General features: G+C 70.6%; 20 protein-coding genes. 12 read left to right on the forward strand and 8 right to left on the reverse strand.

What is annotated here, in order from left to right; all coding sequences use genetic code 11:
* Positions 1 to 214 precede the first annotated feature (214 nt).
* From V5F53_RS16455 to V5F53_RS16490, 8 genes are all read right to left on the reverse strand, one after another.
* Entirely contained in the window at positions 215 to 1543 is a 1329-nt protein-coding gene (locus V5F53_RS16455) for a bifunctional folylpolyglutamate synthase/dihydrofolate synthase (protein ID WP_393994785.1), read from the reverse strand.
* Between the two features lie 23 nt (positions 1544 to 1566).
* Complete coding sequence (gene accD, locus V5F53_RS16460) at positions 1567 to 2460, reverse strand: acetyl-CoA carboxylase, carboxyltransferase subunit beta (protein ID WP_393994784.1); 894 nt, start codon at positions 2458 to 2460, stop codon at positions 1567 to 1569.
* Between the two features lie 125 nt (positions 2461 to 2585).
* Positions 2586 to 2894 carry a hypothetical protein gene (locus V5F53_RS16465; RefSeq protein ID WP_393994783.1) on the reverse strand — a complete coding sequence of 103 codons (309 nt, stop codon included), beginning with the start codon at positions 2892 to 2894 and terminating at the stop codon, positions 2586 to 2588.
* A gap of 56 nt (positions 2895 to 2950) precedes the next feature.
* Positions 2951 to 3778: a tryptophan synthase subunit alpha gene (gene trpA / locus V5F53_RS16470; RefSeq protein ID WP_393994782.1), complete on the reverse strand. Its 828-nt coding sequence runs from the start codon at positions 3776 to 3778 to the stop codon at positions 2951 to 2953.
* A 49-nt stretch (positions 3779 to 3827) separates the two neighbouring features.
* A complete protein-coding gene (locus V5F53_RS16475; RefSeq protein ID WP_393994781.1) occupies positions 3828 to 4169 on the reverse strand; it encodes a hypothetical protein in 342 nt (113 codons plus the stop codon).
* The gene (trpB, locus tag V5F53_RS16480) at positions 4166 to 5377 is read right to left on the reverse strand and encodes a tryptophan synthase subunit beta (RefSeq protein ID WP_393994780.1); all 1212 of its coding nucleotides are present in this window, start codon (positions 5375 to 5377) and stop codon (positions 4166 to 4168) included. The genes V5F53_RS16475 and trpB overlap by 4 nt, the downstream gene beginning before the upstream one ends.
* On the reverse strand, positions 5374 to 6066 hold the full coding sequence (locus tag V5F53_RS16485) for a phosphoribosylanthranilate isomerase (protein WP_393994779.1): 693 nt from the start codon (positions 6064 to 6066) through the stop codon (positions 5374 to 5376). Before V5F53_RS16485 ends, trpB begins: the two co-directional genes overlap by 4 nt.
* Positions 6067 to 6171: 105 nt before the next feature.
* A complete protein-coding gene (locus V5F53_RS16490; RefSeq protein WP_393994778.1) occupies positions 6172 to 7158 on the reverse strand; it encodes a complex I NDUFA9 subunit family protein in 987 nt (328 codons plus the stop codon).
* Between the two features lie 378 nt (positions 7159 to 7536).
* On the opposite strand from V5F53_RS16490, the gene rpsT reads away from it, so the two are divergent.
* The 12 genes from rpsT to V5F53_RS16550 all read left to right on the forward strand — a co-directional run bounded on the left by rpsT (position 7537) and on the right by V5F53_RS16550 (position 23447).
* Positions 7537 to 7803, forward strand: a complete 267-nt coding sequence (gene rpsT, locus V5F53_RS16495; protein ID WP_393994777.1) for a 30S ribosomal protein S20 — start codon at positions 7537 to 7539, stop codon at positions 7801 to 7803.
* Positions 7804 to 8895: 1092 nt separating this feature from the next.
* Positions 8896 to 10353, forward strand: coding sequence for a chromosomal replication initiator protein DnaA (dnaA, locus tag V5F53_RS16500; RefSeq protein ID WP_393994776.1), 1458 nt, complete (start codon positions 8896 to 8898; stop codon positions 10351 to 10353).
* A gap of 367 nt (positions 10354 to 10720) precedes the next feature.
* Positions 10721 to 11845, forward strand: coding sequence for a DNA polymerase III subunit beta (gene dnaN / locus V5F53_RS16505; RefSeq protein WP_393994775.1), 1125 nt, complete (start codon positions 10721 to 10723; stop codon positions 11843 to 11845).
* A gap of 74 nt (positions 11846 to 11919) precedes the next feature.
* Positions 11920 to 13056, forward strand: coding sequence for a DNA replication/repair protein RecF (gene recF / locus V5F53_RS16510; protein WP_393994774.1), 1137 nt, complete (start codon positions 11920 to 11922; stop codon positions 13054 to 13056).
* 256 nt (positions 13057 to 13312) lie between these two features.
* Positions 13313 to 13972, forward strand: a complete 660-nt coding sequence (locus V5F53_RS16515) for a L,D-transpeptidase (RefSeq protein ID WP_393994773.1) — start codon at positions 13313 to 13315, stop codon at positions 13970 to 13972.
* A 181-nt stretch (positions 13973 to 14153) separates the two neighbouring features.
* A complete protein-coding gene (mdlC, locus tag V5F53_RS16520) occupies positions 14154 to 15806 on the forward strand; it encodes a benzoylformate decarboxylase (protein ID WP_393994772.1) in 1653 nt (550 codons plus the stop codon).
* A 126-nt stretch (positions 15807 to 15932) separates the two neighbouring features.
* Positions 15933 to 17462: a histidine--tRNA ligase gene (hisS, locus tag V5F53_RS16525; RefSeq protein WP_393994771.1), complete on the forward strand. Its 1530-nt coding sequence runs from the start codon at positions 15933 to 15935 to the stop codon at positions 17460 to 17462.
* A gap of 571 nt (positions 17463 to 18033) precedes the next feature.
* Positions 18034 to 18315: a transcriptional regulator gene (locus V5F53_RS16530; RefSeq protein ID WP_393994770.1), complete on the forward strand. Its 282-nt coding sequence runs from the start codon at positions 18034 to 18036 to the stop codon at positions 18313 to 18315.
* A 4-nt stretch (positions 18316 to 18319) separates the two neighbouring features.
* Positions 18320 to 20374 (forward strand): hydrogenase 4 subunit B, encoded by a 2055-nt coding sequence (gene hyfB / locus V5F53_RS16535; protein ID WP_393994769.1) that lies wholly within the window; start codon positions 18320 to 18322, stop codon positions 20372 to 20374.
* Entirely contained in the window at positions 20365 to 21318 is a 954-nt protein-coding gene (locus V5F53_RS16540; protein ID WP_393994768.1) for a respiratory chain complex I subunit 1 family protein, read from the forward strand. Before hyfB ends, V5F53_RS16540 begins: the two co-directional genes overlap by 10 nt.
* A gap of 3 nt (positions 21319 to 21321) precedes the next feature.
* Complete coding sequence (locus V5F53_RS16545) at positions 21322 to 21999, forward strand: hydrogenase-4 component E (RefSeq protein WP_393994767.1); 678 nt, start codon at positions 21322 to 21324, stop codon at positions 21997 to 21999.
* Complete coding sequence (locus V5F53_RS16550; protein ID WP_393994766.1) at positions 21996 to 23447, forward strand: hydrogenase 4 subunit F; 1452 nt, start codon at positions 21996 to 21998, stop codon at positions 23445 to 23447. The genes V5F53_RS16545 and V5F53_RS16550 overlap by 4 nt, the downstream gene beginning before the upstream one ends.
* Positions 23448 to 23452: the final 5 nt, after the last annotated feature.

Raw genomic sequence — 23452 nt, forward strand, 5'->3', positions numbered from 1 at the left:
CCACCGTTACGGCCACGCCATCGGCGGCCGCAGGCAAACGCCCCGCGCATCCCACGCGCGAACGAAGCCTTCCGGCGTCGAATCAAGCACGATTTCGTCAACCAGACTTTACCGGAGCGCCAGAAAGCGTTGAAGGGGCGCGGCGCCGTGGCCGCCCGGGCGCCGGCTCCACCCCCGCCATTCACAGGCGCGGCCCCGCCTCGCGGCGGGCGCGTCAGGTCACCGGGGTGCCGTTGGCCTCCAGCACCGAGCCGGCGAGATAGAGCGAGCCGCAGATCAGCACCCGCGCCGGCGGCACCATCGGCAACGCGGAGAGGCTGTCGAGGGCGCTCGCCACGTCCGCCGCGACCCGGGCCCGGATGCCGAGGCCGGCGGCGGCCTGCGCCACCTCTTCCGGCTTGAGGCCGGCCGGGTTGTCCGGCACCGGCACGGCGATGGCCTCGCGGACGAGGCCGGCGAACGGGCTGAGAAAACCGCTGACATCCTTGGTGCCCAGCATGCCGACGATCATCACCAGCGGCCGCGAATAGCGCTCTTCCAGCCCGCACAGGGCGTGGGCGAGCGCCGCTCCGCCGGCGGCGTTATGGCCCCCGTCGAGCCAGACCTCGGCGCCGCCGGGTGCCCGCGCCACCAGCGCGCCGGTGGCGAGGCGCTGCAGCCGCGCCGGCCATTCGGCGGCGAGAATGCCCGCCTCCTGCACGGGACCGGGCAGGCGCAGGCTGCGCAGCGCCGCCACCGCGAGGCCGGCGTTGTCGACCTGGTGCGGCCCCACCAGGCGCGGGCGCGGCAGGTCCACCAGCCCATCCTCGTCGGAATAGACCAGCCGGCCTGCCTCCTCCTGCACATGCCAGTGCTCGCCGCGCACGAACAGCGGCGCCGCCAGCCGCCGTGCCGCCCGCTCGATCACCGCCAGCGCCTCGCCCTGCTGCTCGCCCACCACCACCGGCACCCGCGGCTTGATGATGCCGGCCTTTTCACCGGCGATGGCGGCCACCGTGGCGCCGAGGAAATCCACATGGTCGATGGAGACCGGGGTGATGACGCTGGTGCGCGGCGAGGGCACCACGTTGGTGGCGTCCAGGCGGCCGCCCAGGCCCACCTCCAGCAGCAGCACGTCGGCCGGATGCTCGGAGAACAGCAGGAAGGCCGCCGCCGTGGTGATCTCGAAGAAGGTGATGGGCGCGCCGGCATTGGCCGCCTCCACCCGGTCGAGGGCATCGGCCAGCAGCGTGTCGCTCACCAGTCGCCCGCGGTCCGGCGCGCCGAGGCGGATGCGCTCGTTGAAGCGCACCAGGTGCGGCGAGGTATAGACGTGCACCAGGCGGCCGGAGGCTTCCAGCATGGCGCGCATGAAGGCGATGGTGGAGCCCTTGCCATTGGTCCCGGCCACGTGGATGACCGGCGGCAGGCGCCGCTCGGGATGGCCGAGGGCGGCCATCAGCCGCTCCATGCGGGACAGTGACAGGTCGATCTTCTTGGGATGCAGGGCCGAGAGGCGCGCCAGGATCTCCACGGGCTCCGATTTCCGCTTTGCCAGGGCCATGATCGTGTCTGCCTTCGGACGCCTCAGGCCGCGGCCGGGCCGGTCAGCCGGCCCTGGGGCGGCAGCGCCGGCGCCTTCATGAGCAGGCGCGTGAGCCGGCCGAGGGTCTCGCGCATCTGGTGGCGATGCACCACCATGTCGAGCATGCCGTGGGCAAAGAGATATTCGGCCCGCTGGAAGCCGTCCGGCAGCTTCTCGCGGATGGTCTGCTCGATCACGCGCGGGCCGGCGAAGCCGATGAGGGCGCCGGGCTCGGCAATCTGCACATCGCCCAGCATGGCGTAGGAGGCGGTGACGCCGCCGGTGGTCGGGTTGGTGAGCACCACGATGTAGGGCTTGCGCTGCTCGCGCAGCTCCTGGATGGCGGCTGTGGTGCGCGGCATCTGCATGAGGGACAAGATGCCCTCCTGCATGCGCGCCCCGCCCGAGGCGGCGAACATGATGAAGGGCGTGCCCTTGGCCGCCGCCGTTTCCAGCCCCTTCACCACCGCCTCGCCGGCAGCCATGCCCAGGGAGCCGCCCATGAAGCCGAAATCCTGCACAGCGATGGTGACTGGCAGCTCTTCCAGCAGGCCGGTGGCCACCTTCACCGCATCCTGGTAGCCGGTCTTGGCGCGGGCGTCCTTCAGGCGATCGATGTAGCGCCGCTCGTCGCGGAACTTCAGCGGATCGGTGGCGACCTCCGGCAGGGGCACCTCGTCATAGGCGCCGTCGTCGAAGGTGGCCTTCAAGCGCTTCACCGCGTCCATGCGCATGTGATAGCCGGAGCTCGGAATCACATAGAGATTGGCCTCGAGATCCTTGTGGAACACCATCTGCCCGGTCTCGGGGCACTTCACCCACAGGTTCTCCGGAACCTCGCGGCGCGCCAGGAAATCGCGGATCTTGGGGCGGACGACGTTGGAAATCCAGTTCACAGGGGTCATCTCCGGGGGCGGACGGACACCGCCGCGCGTCGCGCTGCAGCATTTCCGCAACTCTCTCTAATGGCAAGCCCGTCGCGGCGAAAGTGCGGCAAAGTCCGCTGTCGCGCGCGGTGCGCTCAGCGGTCCTGTCGAAAGAGGGGATGAGACCTGACTTTCAGAAGGACCACCGGCGACGCCATCAGCGCCGCGAAGCCGAGCGGCGCCAGCGGAACCCGGGGCGCCAGCTCCGCCTGGACGATCCCCGGCACCACCACCACGGCGTTGGTGACATGGCAGTCACTCCATTCCACCGGCAGGCCGATGACGGCGCGCGCCCAGTCCCGCCAGTTGAGCTGGTATTCCTCCAGCATATGGACGCCATAGGCGGCCAAAGCCAGCCACGCGAAATCGGTCAGGGTCGTGGTGCGGCTCCATCGAACAACCACCGCGGCATGGCCGGGCGGCCCGCGGTCGCGGCCGCCTCGCGCGCGCCTGCCGGCCCTCAGCGGCGAACGCTGCGCACCGCCTCCGCCAGGCTCGTCACCAGCGCTTCCACGGCGGGAACGGTGTTTGCGGTGGCCTTGCCCTCCGCATCCAGGGTGCGCCGCACGGTCTCCACCAGGGCGGAGCCCACCACCACCGCATCGGCACCGGCGGCGATGGCCCGCGCCTGCTCGGGTGTCTTCACGCCGAAGCCCACCGCCACCGGCAGGTCGGTATGGCTCTTGATGCGCGCCACCGCGCGGCCCACAGCGTCGGCGTCCGGGGTGGCCGAGCCGGTGATGCCGGTGATCGACACATAATAGACGAAGCCGGCCGTGTGCTTCAGCACCGTGGGCAGGCGCGCGTCGTCGGTGGTGGGAGTGGCGAGGCGAATGAAGTCGAGCCCGGCGGCGAGCGCCGGCAGGCACAATTCCGCGTCCTCCTCCGGCGGCAGGTCCACCACGATGAGGCCGTCCACCCCGGCGGCGCGGGCATCCGCCAGGAACCGCTCCACGCCATAGACGTAGATGGGATTGTAATAGCCCATCAGCACGATCGGCGTGGCGTCGTCCTCCGCCCGGAACACGCGGGCCATGGCCAGGGTCTTGGCCAGGGTCTGGCCGCCCTTGAGGGCGCGCAGGCCGGCGGCCTGGATGGCCGGGCCGTCGGCCATGGGATCGGTGAACGGAATGCCGAGTTCGATGATGTCGGCGCCGGCGCCCGGCAGCGTCTTCAGGATGCCGAGGGCGGTCTCGGCGTCGGGGTCGCCGGCGGTGATGAAGGTCACGAGGCCGGGACGGCCCTCGTCCTTGAGCGCGGCGAAGCGGGCGGCGATGCGGGTGGTCATCGGATCGGGAATGCCATGGTTGCCGCCCCTTGAGCGGGAGCGGTCGCGCTCACTGGGCGCTGGTGATCTCGCAGGCGGCGGCGGTGGCGGCGGTGGCGCCCATCAGGCGAACCTGATCGTTGCCGGTGGTGCCGCCCACCAGGGAAAACAAGGTGGTGGACGAGGTGCCCAGCGTCCGCCCCCCGCCGGTGAAGGTGCAGCTCACCACCACCTGACCGAAGGTGGTGGACGCCGTGTTCTGCACCGCCACCGAGATGAAGGCCCCGGCGGCATCCGTGCGCAGCGTGTTGGTGGAGAGCGTCAGCCCCGCCGGCCCGCCCGCCGCCAGGGCGCCGCCACTGGCGAGGGAGAGTGCGAGGGCGCAGGCGATACGGACGCTGTTCGTCGTCATAAGCGGGCTCCCAGAATCTCGGCCACCTGCGGCACGTCCTTGTCGCCCCGGCCGGAGAGATTGACCACCATCAGATGATCCTTGGGCCGCTGCGGCGCGAGCTCGATCACCTTGGCCACCGCATGGGCGGATTCGAGCGCGGGAATGATGCCCTCCAGCCGGGTCAGAAGCTGGAACGCGTCGAGCGCCTCCTGATCGGTGCACGACAGATATTTCACCCGGCCCACGTCGTTGAGCCAGGAATGCTCCGGCCCGATGCCGGGATAATCCAGGCCGGCGGAGATGGAATGGGCCTCGGTGATCTGGCCGTCGCCGTCCATGAGCAGATAGGTGCGGTTGCCATGCAGCACGCCGGGCCGGCCGCCGGCGATGGAGGCCGCGTGCTCGCCGGTCTCGATGCCGCGCCCCGCGGCCTCGACCCCGAAGATCTCGACCCCGGGGTCATCCAGGAACTCATGGAACAGGCCCATGGCGTTGGAGCCACCGCCCACCGCCGCCACCAGGCTGTCCGGCAGGCGCCCCTCCAGCGCCTGCATCTGCGCCCGCGTCTCGCGGCCGATGATGGACTGGAAGTCGCGCACGATGGAGGGATAGGGGTGCGGGCCGGCCACCGTGCCGATGCAGTAGAAGGTATCGGAAACGTTGGTCACCCAGTCGCGCAGCGCCTCGTTCATGGCGTCCTTGAGGGTGCGCGAGCCGGACTGCACCGGCACCACCTCGGCGCCCAGCAGCTTCATGCGGAACACGTTGGGCGCCTGCCGCTCCACGTCCACCGCGCCCATGTAGACCACGCACTTCAGGCCGAAGCGGGCGCACAGGGTGGCGGTGGCGACACCGTGCTGGCCGGCGCCGGTCTCGGCGATGATCCGCGTGCGGCCCATGCGGCGGGCCAGCAGGATCTGGCCCAGCACGTTGTTCACCTTGTGGGAGCCGGTGTGGTTCAGCTCCTCGCGCTTCAAATAAACCTTGGCGCCGCCGAGATGCTCCGTGAGGCGCTCGGCGAAATAGAGCGGCGAGGGCCGGCCCACGTAATGGGACAGGTAACCGTCCATCTCGGCTTGAAAGGCCGGGTCGGCCCGGGCCGCCTTGTAGGCCGCCTCCAGCTCCAGGATGAGCGGCATCAGGGTCTCGGCGACGAAGCGCCCGCCATGGATGCCGAAATGGCCGTTGTCGTCGGGCCCGGTGCGGTAGGAATTGAGCGCGTTCACGAAGCCTGGGCCTTCAGTGAGGGGTTTAGGGTCTCGGCTGCGCCGGCTTTTGCCCGGCGCGCAGCGGCGACGAAGGCGTGGATCTTCTCGGGCGACTTCACGCCAGGCGCACTTTCCACGCCCGAGGACACGTCCACCCCGCCCACGCCGGTGGCGGCGACGGCCTCGGCGACGTTGCCGGCGTCAAGCCCTCCGGAAAGCATGACCGGGCGACCGGCGTCAAGGCCGCGGATCAGCCCCCAGTCGAAGGTCCGCCCGTTGCCGCCCGGCAGCGCGGCACCGGGGGCGGGCTTGGCGTCGAACAGCAGCCGGTCGCTGGCGGCGGCATACGCGCCCACCCGGTCGAGGTCCGCCCGCACTGCTACCGGCAGCGCCTTCATCACCGGCCGGCCGAACCGGGCGCGAACCTCGGCCACCCGCTCCGGTGCCTCGTGGCCATGCAGCTGCAGCAGGTCGGGGTCGAGGGCGGCGATCACGTCGGCCAGCAGGGCGTCGTCCGCATCCACCACCAGCGCCACCCGCAGCGCCCGGCCGCGCGCGTGCGCCGACAGGGCCGGCGCCGCGGCCAGCGCCAGATGGCGCGGGCTGCGGGGAAAATGCACGAAGCCGACCATGTCGGCCCCGGCGGCCAGCGCCGCGTCGAGAGCCTCCAGCGTCTTCAGGCCGCAAATCTTGATTTCAAATCCCATGGATCAGATCCCCGGATGACATCCGGCCCGCCGCGGGGACTTTCCGTGAGCGACGCCAAGGCCGCCCGCTGGCGCCCGCCGGTGGAGCCGGCGGGCGCCAGCCCGTCAGACTTCCAACTGCGTGAACTGGCCCGCCTTGCGGAATCGCCAGAGATAGGTGGGCAGTTCCACCGACAGCGCCGTGGGCGTGACGGCGAGCCCTTTGAGCGTGCGCCCCTCGGCCGTGGCCGCCTGCGACACCACATTGTCGACCCGCAGCAGCGCCACCTGGTCGCGCGTCAGCGGCGCGCCCGGAATCCATTGGGTGAGGCCCGCCACCAGGCTGGCGAGGCCGAACGGCACATTGAGCAGCAGCTTCCGGGCGCCAATCTCGCGCAGGATGAGCTGCATCAGCTCCCGGAACGAACGCACCTCCGGGCCGCCCAGCTCGTAGACGGCGCCGGCGGTGGCCTTGCCGTCGACCGCCCGCTGCACCGCCAGGGCCACGTCACCCACGAACACCGGCTGGAAGCGGGTGGCGCCGCCGCCGATCAGCGGCACCACCGGCGACAGCTGCGCCAGGGCTGCGAAACGATTGAAGAAGGTGTCCTCAGGACCGAACACCAGGGACGGACGCAGGATCACAGCCGACCCGTGCGCCGCGGCCACCGCCGCCTCGCCATCCGCCTTGCTGCGGCCGTAGCCGGAGGGGGACGCGGCGTCGGCGCCGATGGCGGAGACATGCACCAGCGGAATGCCGGCCTTGGCGGCCGCGCCCGCCACGGTCCGGGCGCCAGCCACATGCACCGCGTCGTAGCTCTGCCGCCCGCTCTCCGCCAGGACGCCCACCAGGTTCACCACGGCGTCGGCCCCGGCCACCGCCCGCTCCACCGACTCGGGGAAGCGCACGTTGGCCTGGACCACCTGGATCTGGCCCACATAGCCCAGCGGCTGCAGGAAGCCGGCGAGCTCGGGCCGCCGCACCGCCACCCGCAAGCGGTAGCCCCGGAGCGCCAGCGCCCGCACCACATGGCGACCCAGGAAGCCGGAGCCCCCGAACACCGTCACCAGGCTGTCGTTCACCGGACGATCGCTCACAGCCACGTCGCTCATGCCTGCCCCCCGCTCCTGTCTGCCCTAAGGCCGGCCGTGTTCTCGGCCCTCGGCTCCGCCTGCTCCGGCGCGTCCGCCCCGAACGCCCGGGTGCGCGCATATATAGAGCGTCGGCAGGACATACGCGATGGAGGCCGTTTTCGTCCAGCCGCCCGGCGGCGCAAAAAGCGCCGGGGTCCGGCAGATGCCGCCGGCACCGGCGGTCGGCCGCCCACTTCCCCGGCCCGGCGGGTGCCGTCTTGACGCGCGCGCCCACGCCCCCTATAAGCCCGGCACTTCGCAGGTGGCGCGAGCCGCCCGCGTGTTCACCCATTCCAACGCAGGACGGGTTGGCCGCAAGGCATCGATCCGCAGTGCGCAAACCAGCAAGGACGGCCGATGGCCAATACGCCTTCCGCCAAGAAAGCGGCGCGCAAGATCGAGCGCCGGACTGAAGTGAACCGCTCGCGCCGCTCGCGCGTGCGCACCTATCTGCGCAAGCTCGAGGACGCCCTCACCGCCGGCGATCCGGCGGCGGCCAGCGCCGCGTTCAAGGCGGCGGAGCCCGAGATCATGCGCGCCGTCACCAAGGGCGTGCTGCCCAAGAACACGGCCTCCCGCAAGGTGTCGCGCCTGGCGGCCCGGGTGCGCAAGCTCAGCGCCTGATCTCCAGGGCGGCCATCCGGCCGCTTCGTTCGCAGGTTCGAAAAGGCCCGGCTGTGCCGGGCCTTTTTCGTTCCCCCACCGGGCGGACGCCCGGCGAGGATGAGAATCGGCGGACGGCGCACTCGGCGGCGCGCGTCAAGTCGGCCCGCCCGGCCCGCTTTCGCGCTGCACACCCCACCGGCCTCCGATCGCGCAGAAAATCGATATGCAGCTTAGCGACTTATGGGGCAAAGCCCGGGAGGCGGACCGGCCGGCGTCCGGCCGGGGTATGAAAACACCGCAGCCCGCGCCTCCCACGCCAGCGGCACGATGCTACGGAAGCCTCGGATTCTGATAGCTTGGCCAGAGGTTTGCCGACTGAGGGACAGGCCCGCGAAAGCCCCCCGCAGCGACCTTTTTACCCGCTATCCCATGGGCGAGGGGAAAGGCGTTGCACCCCCCCGGGGGGCTGTGTATGGTCAGCTTCACCTCGGGAGCGACACCGAGTTTTCACCGACAGCTTGAAGGTTTCGAGGCTCTTCATGAAAGAGGAGGAGGGAATGTCGTGGCTTTACGTACACATGACATTCCATGCACCCACGGCCGGTGCACCTGCATGGACTTCAACCTGACGGGGCTATGCTAAGAGCGGACATCGGTTCCACTCCTGGATGATTTCAAAGCAACAGGAAATCTGGTTCATTCAAGCGACAGCCGGGCGGGTCCGCCGGCGGTAGATGGGGCGGCTATGACTTCACGCACAACTGGCGCATCGAATGCAGCAGCTTTCGCTTCCACTCGGCCGTCCTGTGCTGCGTATGGCCCGCCCCTCAGCGACACGGCCGCTGGGATGTCCAGGCTCCCCCGCGATGGCGAGCGCATGATGGCGCGCTAGGTCGTCCGCAGGCGGGCATCGCCCGCGCCACCCGATTCAAACCCCGCAGAAGGTCCACGCAGCCCGTCCGGGCGCGGCTGCCTTTTGCGCCACAAATGGGAACGCGCCTCGCGCGCGGCAGGCCTTTCATGCTCAAACAGCATTCCGCCGATGACACACAACCCGGCAGAGCCGCCTTTCCGGCCGGCCTCGCCGTCACAGTTGGGACCGATGCCGAAATGACCCCTTGGGAGCGCGTTCGCCAGCGCCTGCACGACGAGATCGGAGAAGAGAAGTTCTCGAGCTGGTTCGCCCGCATGGAGCTGGACGCGCTGACCGGCGAGGCGGTGCATCTGTCGGTGCCGACGCGATTCCTGAAGTCCTGGATCCAGGAAAACTACCTGCCCCGCATCTGCGAGTTGTTCGCCGAGGAAAGCGGCGCCCGCCGCCGCGTCGACGTGGCGGTGCGCTCCGCCGTGGCCCGCCCCATGCCGCTGAAGGCCACCGGCCGGCGCGAGGTGGTGAGCGAGCGCAGCCCCGAGGCGCGTCCCGCTGCCGCCTCCGGCCCGGCCCCGCAGGCGGCCGCCGCCAGCCCCGCTCCCGCCGCTGCGGCAAGCAGCGCGAGCGTAAACAGCCTGGCATCCGACATGTCGTCCGGCTCGCCGCTGGACCCGCGCCTGACCTTCGAGACCTTCGTGGTCGGCAAGTCGAACTCCCTTGCCCATGCGGCCGCCCGCCAGGTGGCGGAAGCCGCCAGCGGCGCCAATCCGGTGTTCAACCCGCTCTATCTCCATGCCGCCGTGGGACTGGGCAAGACCCACCTGCTGCAGGCGGTGGTCTGGGCGGCGGGCCAGAACGGCCGTCGCGCCATCTATCTGACCGCCGAGCGCTTCATGTACGGCTTCGTCGCCGCCCTGAAGACCCATTCGGCCATCGCCTTCAAGGACGCCCTGCGCACCATCGACACGCTGGTGATCGACGACCTCCAGTTCCTCAAGGGCAACAACCTGCAGCAGGAATTCTGCCACACTCTCAACGCCCTGCTGGACGGCGGGCGGCAGGTGGTGCTGGCCGCCGACTGCGTGCCCTCCGAGCTTGAGCACCTCGACGAGCGGGTGCGCTCGCGCCTGGCCGGCGGCCTCGTGGTCGAGCTCGGCCAGCTCGAGGAAGACCTGCGCCTGCAGATCCTGAAGTCGCGCCACCAGACCCTGGCCGAGCAGCACAAGGGATTCGCCGTGCCGGCGCCGGTGCTGGAATTCCTCGCCCATTCCGTGGGCCAGAGCGGGCGCGATCTCGATGGCGCGCTCAACAAGCTGCTGGCCTTCAACCAGCTCACCGGTGAGCCGGTCACCCTGGAGATGGCGGAGAACGCCATCAAGGACCTGATCCGCCCGAGCGACCCCAAGCGGGTGCGGGTGGACGACATCCTGCGCATCGTCGCCAAGCATTACAACGTTTCGCGCGCCGACATCCTGTCCCAGCGCCGCACCGCCAACGTGGTGAAGCCGCGCCAGGTGGCCATGTACCTGGCCAAGACGCTCACCCTGCGCTCGCTGCCGGAGATCGGCCGGCGCTTCGGCGGCCGCGACCACACCACGGTGCTCCACGCGGTGCGCAAGATCGACCGCCTGATGGGCACCGACCGCGCCCTCGCCGACGAGATCGAGGTGCTGAAGCGCGCCATCCTGGAAGCCTGAGGCTCCAGGACCGGCCCCGAGGCGCAGGGATCCGAAGGCCGGCGGGCGACACCCGCCGGCCTTCGGCGTTTTGCGGCGCGGACGCTGCCACGCCGTGCGGCGGCGCCTGTGGATTGGCAGGACAAGCGGAACCGTCGCGCGATTTTCGCCGCCCGCCCTTGCTTTGCGCCGGCACGGGCGGCAATGTCGGCGGCCCGGCGCTCGCAGCTGCGAATGCCGGCCACCCTGGAGCACGTCCGGTCCGCCCCACCCCGGGGAGAATCGGGCCGACGTTCCTAATCCTTGAATTTGGAGACGGCCCCGCCGCCCGGACCGACCGGAACCGGTGGAGCGCGGCTCCAGAGCGAAGAGCAAACGGGCCAGGGCCATGAAGGTCACCGTCGAGCGCGCCGAGCTTCTCAAGTCGCTCAGCCATGTGCATCGCGTCGTCGAGCGGCGCAACACCATCCCGATCCTCGCCAACGTGCTGATCCGCGCCGGCAAGCCGGGGCTGGAGCTGAAGGCCACCGACCTCGACCTGGAGGTGGTGGAGACGGTGCCGGCGGAGGTGGGCCAGGCGGGAGCGACCACGGTGCCCGCCCACGTGCTCTACGACATCGTCCGCAAGCTGCCGGACGGCGCCCAGGTTCAGCTCGAGGCCGGCGGCGAGCGCGGCACCCTCACGGTGCGCGCCGGCCGCGCCCGGTTCCAGCTGCAGACCCTGCCCGAGGCCGACTTCCCGGACCTCGCCGCCGGCGACTTCCCCCACACCTTCAAGGTGAAGGGGGTGGAGTTCCGCCGCCTGGTGGACAAGACCCAGTTCGCCATCTCCACCGAGGAGACGCGCTACTACCTCAACGGCATCTACCTGCATGTGACCGAGGCCGCCGCCACCGGCAAGCCCATGCTGCGGGCGGTCGCCACCGACGGCCACCGTCTCGCCCAGGCCGAGTTGGAGGCGCCGGAGGGCGCCACCGGCCTGCCGGGCGTAATCGTGCCGCGCAAGACCGTGGCCGAGATCCAGAAGCTGCTGGAGGACAAGGAGGCGGAGGCCACCGTCTCGGTCTCCACCACCAAGATCCGGGTCCAGGTGGGCGCCATCGTGCTCACCTCCAAGCTCATCGACGGCACCTTCCCCGATTACGGCCGCGTCATCCCCCAGGGCAATGACAAGACCCTGAACGTGGACAAGGACGAGTTCGCCGCCGCCGTCGACCGCGTCTCCACCGTGTCCAGCGAGCGCGGGCGGGCGGTGAAGCTGGCGCTTGCCGACGGCAAGCTGACCCTTTCCGTGACCAATCCCGATTCGGGCAGCGCCACCGAGGAGCTGGAGGTGGACTACGCCTCCGAGCCGCTGGAGATCGGCTTCAACTCGCGCTACCTGCTGGACATCACCAGCCAGCTCGAAGGCGACACGGCGGAGCTGAAGCTCGCCGATCCCGGCTCGCCGACCCTGGTGCGCGATTCCACCAAGACCGATTCCCTCTACGTGCTGATGCCCATGCGGGTGTGAGCGCCCCCGCGCGCCGCCGGCGGGCGCGGCGCGCGACAGCGGCGCCACGCGCCGCGCCTCCGTGATTTCCGGCCATGTCCCACGCCCGCATCCGCACCCTCGCCCTCACCCGCTTCCGCTCCTATGTGTCGGCGCGCCTCGCCGTGGGCGACGGGCCGGTGGTGCTGACCGGCCCCAACGGCGCCGGCAAGACCAACGTGCTGGAAGCGCTCTCCCTGCTCTCCCCCGGGCGCGGCCTGCGGCGGGCGCAACTCACCGAGATCGGCCACCAGGCCGGCGGCGCGGGCGGGGCGGCGGCCTGGGCGGTTTCGGCCCAGGTGGACGGCGCGCTCGGCGAGGTGCGGCTCGGCACGGGGCTGGAGACGCCCGAGGCCACCCAGCGCCGCTGCCGCATCGACGGCGAGCCGGTCGCCTCCGCCACCGCCTTCCTCGATCATCTGAAAGTGATCTGGCTGACCCCGGAGATGGACGGCCTGTTCACCGGGCCGCCGGCCGAGCGGCGGCGCTATCTCGACCGGCTGGTGCTGGCGGTGGACGCCAGCCACGGCTCACGCGTCAACGGGCTCGAGCGGAGCCTCAGGGCCCGCAACCGCCTGCTGGAGGAAAACGGCGCGCCACGCTTTCTCGACGCCGTCGAGCACGAGCTGGCGGAGCTGGCGGTGGCGGTGGCGGCCGCGCGGCTGGAGACGGTGTCGCGCCTCGCCGCCGAGATCGCGGCCCACCGCGACGAGACCTCCCCTTTCCCGTTCGCCCAGATCACCCTCGACGGCGCGGTGGAACGGCTCATCGCCACGGCACCGGCGCTGGAGGTGGAGGATCGCTACCGCGCCCTGCTGCGCGCCAATCGCAGCCGCGACCGCGCCGCCGGCCGCACCCTGGAAGGCCCCCACCTCACCGATCTCCAGGTCAGCCATGGCGACAAGGGCCTTCCGGCCGCCCGCTGCTCCACCGGCGAGCAGAAGTCCCTGCTGATCGGCCTCACCTTGTCCCACGCCCGGCTGGTGGCGGCCATGCAGGGCCTGTCGCCGGTGCTACTGCTGGACGACGTGGCCGCCTATCTCGATGCGCAGCGGCGCGCCGGCCTGTTCGAGGCCCTGGCGCGGCTCGGCGCCCAGGTCTGGATGACCGGCGCCGACCCCGCGGCCTTCGCCGCCCTCGCCGGTGCCCAGCGCTTCGCGGTCACCCCCGGCACGGTGGCGGAGCTGCCGTGAGAGCGCTCACGATTGCGCGAAAACATCGCCTGAAAATCCATTCGTTCGGCGGGTGTTGCATGCAGGACACCCGGAGGCGGACCCTGCGTGCTACAGCTCATCTCGCGCTTGCGAGATCGCGCCGTCGGTTTTTCTTGCCGCGTTAACCTTAATGCCACCTTACCGCGATTAGATGCGCTGAAGCCGGCGGGCTCCCCGTCGTGAGCCGCGCGTCGACGCGCGACGGCACCCCGTTCCGTCTCCTGTTGGGCACACCATGGCCAGTGATCCCCTAAAGCCTGAGCGTCTCACGCGTCGCCTGTTCGTCCTCGGGGCGCCACTGGCGCTCGCCGCCTGCGTCACCAACTCACCGCCGCCGGTCCATCCCATGGCCCGCATGTACGGCCCGGTCGAAGGCGAGCCGCACGCGGTGGACGCCATCGACATCAGCGAGGTGGACCCTCAGTTCCTGCGCCAGGAGGTGGCCTATCCGCGCCACCTGCCGCCGGTGGCGCCGGGCACCATCGTCGTCGATATCAACGACAAGTTCCTCTATCTGGTGCAGAAGGACGGCCGGGCGCTGCGCTATGGCGTGGGCGTGGGCAAGCAGGGCTATTCCTTCAAGGGCTGGGCCACCATCAAGCGCAAGGAAAAGTGGCCGCACTGGACACCCACCGCCAACATGATCAAGCTGCAGCCGCAGCGCTACGGCCCCTATGCGGCCGGCCTGCCGGGCGGCGAGGATAATCCGCTGGGCCCGCGCGCGCTCTATCTCTACGACGGCGAGCGCGACACCATGTTCCGCATCCATGGCACCATCGAGCCCTGGAGCATCGGCCAGCAGGTGTCCTCGGGCTGCATCCGCCTGCTCAACCAGGACATCATCGACCTCTACGAGCGCGTGCCGCTGGGCACCCGGGTCTACGTGGCCGGCTGACCGCCCGGCCCGCCGGCTTCCCATCCGGGACTGGCGATTCCGCTGCGTTTCGGCGAGCCTGACGGAACGTCCCGAATCGCGGCGCCCGGGGCTGAGCCCCCGGGGCAGGCTCCAGAGGGCATGCTCCAGAGGCGCGCACCAGGGGACACGCACCAGGGGCAGGCTCCAAAAGGACAAGCGAATGGCCGAGCAGACGCCGACATCCACCGTCCGCACCGTCACCCATGACCTCCTGCGCAAGCTGGGGCTCACCACATTCTTCGGCAACCCGGGGTCCACCGAGGAAACCTTCCTGAAGGACTTCCCGGCCGACTTCACCTATCACCTGGCCCTGCAGGAAGCCTCCGCCATCGCCATCGCCGACGGCTACGCCCAGGCCACCGGCAAGCCGGCCATCGTCAACGTGCACACCGCGGCCGGCCTCGGCAACGCCATGGGCAACCTCATCACGGCCAGCCTCAACAAGACGCCGCTCATCGTCACCGCCGGCCAGCAGACCCGCGAAATGCTGCTGATGGAACCCTGGCTGACCAATGTGGACGCCACCCAGCTGCCGCGCCCGTGGGTGAAATGGGCCTATGAGCCAGCCCGGCCGGAAGACGTGCCCGCCGCCTTCATGCGCGCCTATGCCACCGCGCTCCAGGCCCCCGCCGGCCCGGTGTTCCTCTCCCTGCCGCTGGACGATTGGGACAAGCCGCTCGCGGGAGCCGCCGTGGTGCGCACCGTGGGCCGGCGCACCGCCCCGGACCGCGACCGGCTGAAGGACTTCGCCGACATCCTGTCCGCCGCCAAGGCCCCCGCCCTCATCTACGGCGCCGCCATCGACCGCGGCCAGGGCTGGCCCGCCGCCGTGGCGCTGGCCGAGAAGCTGGGCGCCACCGTGTTCGCCGCGCCGGCCTCCGAGCGCTGCCCGTTCCCCGAGGACCATCCGCTTTATGCCGGCGGCCTGCCGTTCGCCATCGGCCCGCTCAGCGCCCGGCTGAAGGGGCATGACGTGGCGATCGTCATCGGCGCCCCGGTGTTCCGCTATTATCCCTACGTGGCCGGCGACTACCTGCCCGAGGGCACGCGCCTGCTGCACATTTCCGACGATCCGGCCGAGACCGCCCGCGCGCCCGTCGGCGACAGCCTGGTGGCGGACGCCGTGCTCGCCACCGCCGCCCTCATCGACCTCGTCACCCCTCCCGCGGTTCCGGCGACGGCGAGCCGCGTCGCCCCGGCCCCGCACCGCATGGCGCCCCATCCGGCCCGCCAGCCGGACCCGGCCCCGGCCGGCGACGTGCCCACCGCCGCCGCCGTGTTCGCGGCGCTGGCGCAGGTGCGCCCGGCCCACGCGGTGCTGGTGGAGGAATCCCCCTCGAACCTCGCCGACCTGCACCAGCACTGGCCCATCACCGAGCCGGAAACCTTCTTCACCTTCGCCTCCGGCGGGCTCGGCTGGAACCTGCCGGCCGCGGTGGGCATCGCCCTGGGCGAGCGCGACACCGGGCGCAACCGGCCGGTCATCGTCATCATTGGCGACGGCTCGTTCCAGTATTCGGTGCAGTCGCTGTGGACCGCGGCGCAGAACAAGCTGCCCATCGTCTTCATCGCCCTGCGCAATGGCGAGTACGGAATCCTGAAGTCCTTCGCGGTGCTGGAGGAGACCCCCGGCGTGCCGGGCCTTGACATCCCGGGCATCGACATCGTGCGCCTCGCCCAGGGCTATGGCTGCGCCGCCGCGCGCATTTCCGACCTGGAGGCGCTCAAGGCCCGCGTCGTCGAAGGCTTCGCCGGCGACGGCCCGCTGGTGATCGAGGTGCCCATCGACCCCGCGATCCCGCCGCTGATCTGACCGGCACGCACGCGCGGATATGCGCGCCGCGCCGGTCCCGTCGGCGCGGCGGCGCCTTGCGGCCCAAGGCCCCGTCCTCTAAGACGCCCCGACGATTCCCCTCGAAGACGAGCGTTGAAGAGTGCCATGGCGAAAGATCTGAAGCCAAAGGCCCGCCTGCCGCGCGGCCTTGCCGACCGCACCGGCGCGGAGCTTGCCGCCACCCACGCCATGCTGGCCAAGATCCGCGCCGTCTATGCCCTCTACGGCTTCGAGGCGCTGGAGACCCCGGCGTTCGAATATACCGACGCCCTCGGCAAGTTCCTGCCCGACCAGGACCGGCCCAATGCCGGCGTGTTCTCGTTCCAGGACGACGACGAGCAGTGGCTGTCGCTGCGCTACGACCTGACGGCGCCGCTGGCCCGCCATGTGGCCGAGCATTACGACGCTTTGCCGAAGCCCTATCGCTCGCACCGTGCCGGCTACGTGTTCCGCAACGAGAAGCCCGGCCCCGGGCGCTTCCGCCAGTTCATGCAGTGCGATGCCGACATCGTCGGCGCCCCCTCGGTGGCGGCAGACGCCGAGATCTGCATGATGGCGGCGGACACGCTGGAGGCCGCCGGCGTGCCGCGCGGCGACTATGTGATCCGCGTCAACAACCGCAAGGTGCTCGACGGCGTGCTGGAGGCCATCGGCCTCGGCGGCGACGACAATGCCGGGCGCCGGCTCACCGTGCTGCGGGCCATCGACAAGTTCGACAAGTTCGGCACGGAGGGCGTGGCGCTGCTGCTGGGCGCCGGCCGCAAGGATGAGAGCGGCGACTTCACCAAGGGCGCCGGGCTGGACGCCCGCCAGAGCGCCGTGGTGCTGGCCATGCTCACCGGCGAGGGCGTGAGCGCCGACGCCGACGGGGTGAAGGTGGAGATTTCCGGCGACGTGGCGCTGGCCGCCGCCCTCACCACCAACGCCGCCTTCCTGGAGGGCATGGCTGAGCTCAACCTCATCCGCACCCTGGTGGCCGCCGCCGGCTATGAGGACCGGGTGAAGATCGACCCCTCGGTGGTGCGCGGCCTGGAATATTACACCGGCCCCGTCTACGAGGCGGAATTGACGTTCGAGATCAAGGACGAGGATGGCCGCCCGGTGCGCTTCGGCTCGGTGGCCGGCGGCGGGCGCTATGACGGCCTGGTGGCCCGCTTCCGCGGCGAGAAGGTGCCAGCCACCGGCTTCTCCATCGGCGTGTCGCGCCTGCTTTCGGCGCTCGCCTTCCTCGGCAAGATGGACAGCGACGCCGAGGTCGGCCCGGTGGTGGTGCTGGCCATGGACAAGGAGCCGGAGCGCATCGCCGACTACATGAAGATCGTGTCGGACCTGCGCGCCAACGGCATCCGCGCCGAGATGTATCTCGGCGGCGGCGGCATGAAGGCGCAGATGAAATACGCCGACAAGCGCGGCGCCCCGGCCGTCATCATCCAGGGCTCCAACGAGAAGGCCGCAGGCGAGGTGCAGGTCAAGGACCTGGTTGAGGGCGCGAAGATCGCCGCCTCCATCGCCGACAATGCCGAATACCGCGCCGCCCGCCCGGCCCAGTTCGCGGTGAAGGAAGACGAACTGATCGCCGCCATCCGCGACGTGCTGGAACGGCGCGCCGCCCCGGCCCTCGGCCTCGCCGACTGACCCGGCCGGCGGCAGCCTCGCCGCCATCCCGTCCGCGCCGGGGACGCCGCCAGCGATAGGGGCGGCCGAACCGTGTTTCCGGGAGACACGCGCCCCGGCGGCTCTTGCTGGGCCTCTCTTGCTGGGCCTCTCCTGGCGGACTCTCTTGCCGGTGTCTCTTGCCGGTGTCTCTTGCCGGTGTCTCGTGGCAGCGGCGGAGCCGGCAGCCCCGCTTGAGGGGTCCCATGGCAGCGCAGAGGGCCATGCCGCGCCATCGACGGCCCCTGCCCGATCCTCCGGTCACGCGCCGCGCCTGACTGGCGGAGAGGGAGGCGTTTGCCCAAGCCCTTACACAACCAAGCCCTTACACAACCAAGCCCTTGCCCAAGCTCAAGCCGAAGCCGGCTCGAAGCCCTTGCCCGGCCTTCTCCCGCCCGCTCGCAGCGGGGGCGCTGGCCAGGGGGGCGGAGCGGTCAGGACCGCCGGAACGTGCCCGTTATGATGTTTTATATATCAATAATTGAGGTTGAAATCGTACAATGACGGGTATAGCCTTTAACCTAACGACATCCATTCCAACCTCGCGTGCCGCGTGATCACCGCCGCCCAGCTTCGTGCCGCCCGTGCTCTGCTCGGTCTCGACCAGCGCGCCCTGGCCACCTTGTCCAGCCTCTCGGTGCCCACCATCCAGCGGATGGAGGCCAGCGAGGATGTCATTCGCGGCAATGTGGACTCGCTCGTGAAACTGGTGGCCGCCCTGGAAGCCGCGGGCATCGAGCTCATCGGCGAGAATGCGGTGAGCGAGGCCGGCGGGCGGGGCGTGCGGCTGAAATCCGCCTCCCGGCGCCTGCCGCCAGCGGGCGGGGAGGGTTGAGATCATGAACGCGGGCGCCAGCCTCGCCGGGACCGCCGCCACGCCATGGGCCGGAACCCCATTGGCCGGCACGCTGTGCGCCATTCTGGCCTTCGCCCTCGTCGCCGGGCTGGCGGTCGCGGTGGCGCGGCGGCCGTCCGGGCGCCCCCTGGTCTACGGGACCTGCGCCGTCATCGGCGGGCTCGGCTTCGCCTCCGGCCTCTCCGGCCTGTTCGCCGCGCCGGCCGCGCTCACCCTGCCACTCGGCCTGCCGGTCATCGGCGCCCACCTGCGGCTCGACGCCCTCTCCGCCTTCTTCGTGCTGGTGGTGAACCTGGGCGGGGTCGCCGCAAGCCTCTATGCCCTCGGCTACGGCCGGCACGAGCAGGCGCCGGAACGGGTGCTGCCCTTCTTCCCCGCCTTCCTGGGCGCCATGAACCTGGTGCTGGTGGCGGGCGATGCCTATGCGTTCCTGTTCGGCTGGGAGCTGATGTCGCTCGCCTCCTGGGCCATGGTGGTGTCGCACGACAAATCCGCCGACGCCCTGCGCGCCGGCTTCGTCTACATCCTCATGGCCACCTTCGGTACCCTGGCGCTGATGCTGGCGTTCGCGCTGCTGGCCGGATCGTCCGGCGCCTATGCCTTCGACGCCATGGCCGGCGGCGGCCACGGCCCCCTCGTCACCGCCCTGGTGCTGGCGCTGGCGCTCGTCGGCGCCGGCTCCAAGGCCGGCCTGATGCCCCTGCACGTGTGGCTGCCGCTGGCCCATCCCGCCGCCCCCAGCCATGTTTCCGCGCTGATGAGCGGAGTGATGACCAAGGTGGCGGTCTACGGCTTCATCCGCATCGTGTTCGACCTCGCCGGCCCGCCGCACTGGTGGTGGGGCATTCCGGTGCTGGCCGCCGGCGGCATCACCGCCGCCCTCGGCGTGCTCCAGGCCCTGTTCCAGTCGGACATGAAGCGGGTGCTCGCCTTCTCCACCATCGAGAACATCGGCATCATCTTCGTCGGCCTGGGCCTGGCCCTGGCCTTCAAGGGCAACGGGCTGGAGGCGGCCGGGGCGCTGGCGCTCACCGCCGGCCTGTTCCATGTGCTCAACCACGCCCTGTTCAAGACCCTGCTGTTCTTCGGCGCCGGCGCCGTGCTCAACGCCACCGGCGCCCGCGACCTCGAAAAGCTCGGCGGGCTCATCCATGCGATGCCCACCACGGCGGCGGTGATGCTGGTGGGCTGCGCCGCCATCTCGGCGCTGCCGCCGCTCAACGGATTCGCCTCCGAATGGCTCACCTTCCAGGCCATCCTGCTCAGCCCGGCGCTGGCGCCCTGGGGCCTCAAGCTGCTGGTACCGGCGGTGGGCGCGCTGCTGGCGCTGGCGGCGGCGCTGGCGGCGGCCTGCTTCGTGCGGCTCTACGGCATCGCCTTCCTCGGCCGCGCCCGCTCCGAAGGGGCGGCTCAGGCGCACGAGGTGGACCGCTGGTCGCGCGGGAGCATGATCGGCCTCGCCACCCTGTGCGTGCTGGCGGGCATCCTGCCCGGGCCGGTGATCGACGCCCTGCAGCCGGTGGTCGCGCCGCTCATGGGCGCGCGGATGCCGGTCCAGAGCGACGTGGACTGGCTCTCCATCATCCCCGTGGGCGAAAGCCGCTCCAGCTACAACGGCCTGCTGGTGTTCGTCTTCATCGCCCTCTCGGCGGGCCTCGCGGCGCTGCTCATCCACCGCTTCGCCTCCCGCGCGCTGCGGCGGGCGCCGGCCTGGGACTGCGGCTTTCCCGACCCCGTTCCCCTCGCGCAATATTCGGCCTCCAGCTTCGCCCAGCCGATCCGCCGGGTGTTCGGCGCCGGACTGTTCCGGGCCCGTGAGCAGGTGACGATGCCGCCCCCCGGCGACGCCAGCCCCGCCCACATCCAGCTCAGCGCCGACGATCCGGCCTGGACGCTGCTGTTCACGCCCCTCGCCGGCGCGGTGAACACCCTGTCCGAGCGCGCCAACGCGCTCCAGCATCTCACCATCCGCCAATATCTGGGCATCGTCTTCCTGGCGCTGCTCGCCCTGCTGCTGGTGCTGGCGATATGGCCCTGATCGGCGCTCTCCTCATCCAGGGCACGCAGATGCTGCTGGTGCTCGCCCTCGCCCCCCTGGTCACCGGGGTGGTGCGGGCGCTGAAGGCGCGGCTCGCCCGCAAGCGCGGCGCCAGCGTGTTCCAGCCCTATCGCGACCTCGCCCGGCTGCTGCGCAAAGAGGCGGTGGTGGCGGAGGGCGCCTCCTGGCTGTTCCGGGCCGCGCCCTATCTCATCTTCGCCGCCACCTGGGTGGCGGCGGCGCTGGTGCCCACCTTCGCCACCGGCCTGCTGTTCTCGTGGTCCGCGGACCTCATCGCCATCACCGCTTTGCTCGGCAGCGCCCGCTTCTTCCTGGCGCTCGCCGGCATGGACGTGGGCACCGCCTTCGGCGGGCTGGGCGCCAGCCGCGAGATGATGATCTCCTCCCTGGCCGAGCCGGCCATGATCATGCTGGTGTTCTGCCTGGCGCTGGTGGCCGGTTCCACCCAGCTCTCCACGGTGGCCGGGGTGATGCTGGCCGGCGTCGGCCTGCGCGTCTCGCTGGCGCTGGCGCTGATCGGCCTCATGATCGTCGCCGTAGCCGAGAACGCCCGCATCCCGGTGGACAATCCCGCCACCCACCTGGAGCTGACCATGGTGCACGAGGCCATGGTGCTGGAATATTCGGGCCGCCACCTCGCCCTCATCGAGCTGTCAGCGCACCTGAAGCTGCTGCTCTACATCTCGCTCATCGCCTGCCTGTTCGTGCCGTGGGGCCTCGCCCCGGCCGGGGCCGGGCTCGCCCACATGCCGCTCGGCGTCCTCGTCTATCTGGGCAAGCTCGCAGCCGGGGCGCTGCTGCTGGCGGTATTCGAGATCTCCATCGCCAAGATGCGCGTGTTCAAGGTGCCGGACTTCCTCGGCGCCGCCCTGATGCTGGGGCTGCTGGGCACGCTGCTGCTGTTCGTCTCGCGGGGGCTCTGATCCATGCCGCAGCCCATCTCGCCGCAGTTCGTGTTCGACATCGCCCACCTGCTGGCGGGGGCGATGGTGCTCATCAGCCTGATGATGCTGTACCAGGGCCGCCTGCCCGCCCTCATCAACGTGTTCGCGCTGCAGGCGGTGGCGCTGGCCGCCTCGGTGGCCTGGCAGGCCCATGCCCACGGCGCGCCGCACCTCTATGTCACCGCCGCCATCGCCATCGTGTTCAAGGGGCTGGTCATTCCCCTCGCCCTGCGGCGCATGGTGACCCGGCTCGGCATTCATCGGCAGGTGGAGACGGTGGTGTCCACCGGCCCCACCATGCTGGCCGGCATCGGCCTCGTGGCGCTGGCGCTGGTGGTGATGCTGCCGGTGACCGCCACTTCCGACCCGCTGGCGCGGGAGGACCTCGCCTTCGCCCTGTCGGTGGTGCTGCTCGGCCTGCTGATGATGGTGACCCGGCGCAACGCGGTCAGCCAGATCATCGGCTTCATGTCGCTGGAAAACGGCCTGATCCTGGCCGCCGCCGGCGCCAAGGGCATGCCGCTGGTGGTGGAGATCTCGGTGGCGTTCTCGGTGCTCATCGCCTTCATCGTCATCGGCGTGTTCCTGTTCCGCATCCGCGAGAGCTTCGACACCGTGGACGTGGACGCGCTCGACCGGTTCCGCGGAGGCCGGTCATGACCCTGCCCTCCAGCACCGCGCTGCTGCTCGCCACCCCGGGACTGGCGGCGGTTGTGCTCGCCCTGTGGCCCTTCCACCGCTCCGGCGCGTGGATCAATGCCGGCGCCTGCGCCGTCACCTTCCTGGCCGCCCTGGGCCTGCTGGTCCAGCGGCCCGAGGCCGGCCCCTATATCCTGGTGGACGACCTCAACATCGTGTTCATCCTCCTGAACACGTTCGTCGCCTTCACCACGGCGGTGTTCAGCGCCACCTACATCGCCCACGAGGTGGAGACCGGCCGCCTCACCCCGGCCAACCTGCGCATCTACCACGCCATGTACCAGGTGCTGACGTTCGGCATGACCCTGGCGCTGGTGTCCAACAATCTCGGCGTCATGTGGGTGTCGATCGAGATCGCCACCCTCTCCACCGTGCTCATGGTCGGCCTCTACCGCACGCCGGGGGCCATCGAGGCGGCGTGGAAATATTTCATGCTGGGCTCGGTCGGCATCGCGCTGGCGCTGTTCGGCACCATCCTGGTCTACATGGCCGCCCAGCCGGTGGTGGGCGAGGGCCAGGACGGCATGGTGTGGACCGTGCTCGTGACCCGGGTGAAGGACTTCGACCCGGCGCTGCTCAATCTCGCCTTCGTGTTCCTGCTGCTCGGCTACGGCACCAAGGTCGGCCTCGCGCCCCTCAATGCGTGGCTGCCCGACGCCCACGCGGAGGGCCCGACCCCCATTTCAGCCGTCCTCTCCGGCCTGCTGCTGAATGTGGCGCTGTATGCGGTGCTGCGCTTCAAGCTGCTGCTGGCGCTCAATCCCGGCGCGCTGGCGCCGGGGCCGCTGCTGATCGCCATGGGCCTTGGCTCGCTGCTGATCGCCGGCGCGACCCTCTATCGCCGGCGCGACATCAAGCGGCTGTTCGCCTATTCGTCCATCGAGCACATGGGGCTGATCGCCTTCGCCTTCGGCATCGGCGGGCCGCTGGCCAATTTCGCCGGCCTGCTGCACATGGTGATGCACTCGCTCACCAAGTCCGCCATCTTCTTCGCCGTCGGCCACATCGTGCAGGTGAAGGGCACGCAGCGGCTGTCGGAGATCCGCGGCCTCACCACCTCCCACCCGGCGCTGGGCTGGTCGCTGGTGATCGGCGTGCTGGCCATCGCCGGGCTGCCGCCGGGCGGGGTGTTCATGAGCGAGTTCCTGCTCGTCACCTCCACCTTCGCCGCGCCGTTCCCGGCGATGCTGCTGGCGCTGCCGCTGGTGGCGGGCCTCCTGCTCGCCTTCGGCGCGCTGATGCTGAAGCTGTCGGGCCTCGCCTTCGGCGCGCCCACGCCCGGCACCGCCCCGGTGAAGGCCTCCTATGTCCCCATGGTGACGCATCTCGCTTTGGTGCTCGGCGCCGGCCTTTATCTGCCGGCGCCCCTGGTGGCATGGTTCCAGCACGTGGCGCAGCTCCTGGGATAGGCATC

It is taken from the genome of Xanthobacter cornucopiae (assembly GCF_043195065.2).
Lineage (GTDB): Bacteria > Pseudomonadota > Alphaproteobacteria > Rhizobiales > Xanthobacteraceae > Xanthobacter.

Coding starts and splice junctions, on each gene's coding strand:
- V5F53_RS16475 (WP_393994781.1), bottom strand. CDS start 4,169: ATGACGACGAACAGCGTCCGTATCGCCTGCGCCCTCGCACTCTCCCTC.
- V5F53_RS16485 (WP_393994779.1), bottom strand. CDS start 6,066: ATGGGATTTGAAATCAAGATTTGCGGCCTGAAGACGCTGGAGGCTCTC.
- dnaN (WP_393994775.1), top strand. CDS start 10,721: ATGAAGGTCACCGTCGAGCGCGCCGAGCTTCTCAAGTCGCTCAGCCAT.
- hyfB (WP_393994769.1), top strand. CDS start 18,320: ATGAACGCGGGCGCCAGCCTCGCCGGGACCGCCGCCACGCCATGGGCC.
- V5F53_RS16545 (WP_393994767.1), top strand. CDS start 21,322: ATGCCGCAGCCCATCTCGCCGCAGTTCGTGTTCGACATCGCCCACCTG.
- V5F53_RS16455 (WP_393994785.1), bottom strand. CDS start 1,543: ATGGCCCTGGCAAAGCGGAAATCGGAGCCCGTGGAGATCCTGGCGCGC.
- hisS (WP_393994771.1), top strand. CDS start 15,933: ATGGCGAAAGATCTGAAGCCAAAGGCCCGCCTGCCGCGCGGCCTTGCC.
- recF (WP_393994774.1), top strand. CDS start 11,920: ATGTCCCACGCCCGCATCCGCACCCTCGCCCTCACCCGCTTCCGCTCC.
- trpA (WP_393994782.1), bottom strand. CDS start 3,778: ATGACCACCCGCATCGCCGCCCGCTTCGCCGCGCTCAAGGACGAGGGC.
- rpsT (WP_393994777.1), top strand. CDS start 7,537: ATGGCCAATACGCCTTCCGCCAAGAAAGCGGCGCGCAAGATCGAGCGC.
- dnaA (WP_393994776.1), top strand. CDS start 8,896: ATGACCCCTTGGGAGCGCGTTCGCCAGCGCCTGCACGACGAGATCGGA.
- V5F53_RS16490 (WP_393994778.1), bottom strand. CDS start 7,158: ATGAGCGACGTGGCTGTGAGCGATCGTCCGGTGAACGACAGCCTGGTG.
- V5F53_RS16515 (WP_393994773.1), top strand. CDS start 13,313: ATGGCCAGTGATCCCCTAAAGCCTGAGCGTCTCACGCGTCGCCTGTTC.
- V5F53_RS16550 (WP_393994766.1), top strand. CDS start 21,996: ATGACCCTGCCCTCCAGCACCGCGCTGCTGCTCGCCACCCCGGGACTG.
- V5F53_RS16540 (WP_393994768.1), top strand. CDS start 20,365: ATGGCCCTGATCGGCGCTCTCCTCATCCAGGGCACGCAGATGCTGCTG.
- mdlC (WP_393994772.1), top strand. CDS start 14,154: ATGGCCGAGCAGACGCCGACATCCACCGTCCGCACCGTCACCCATGAC.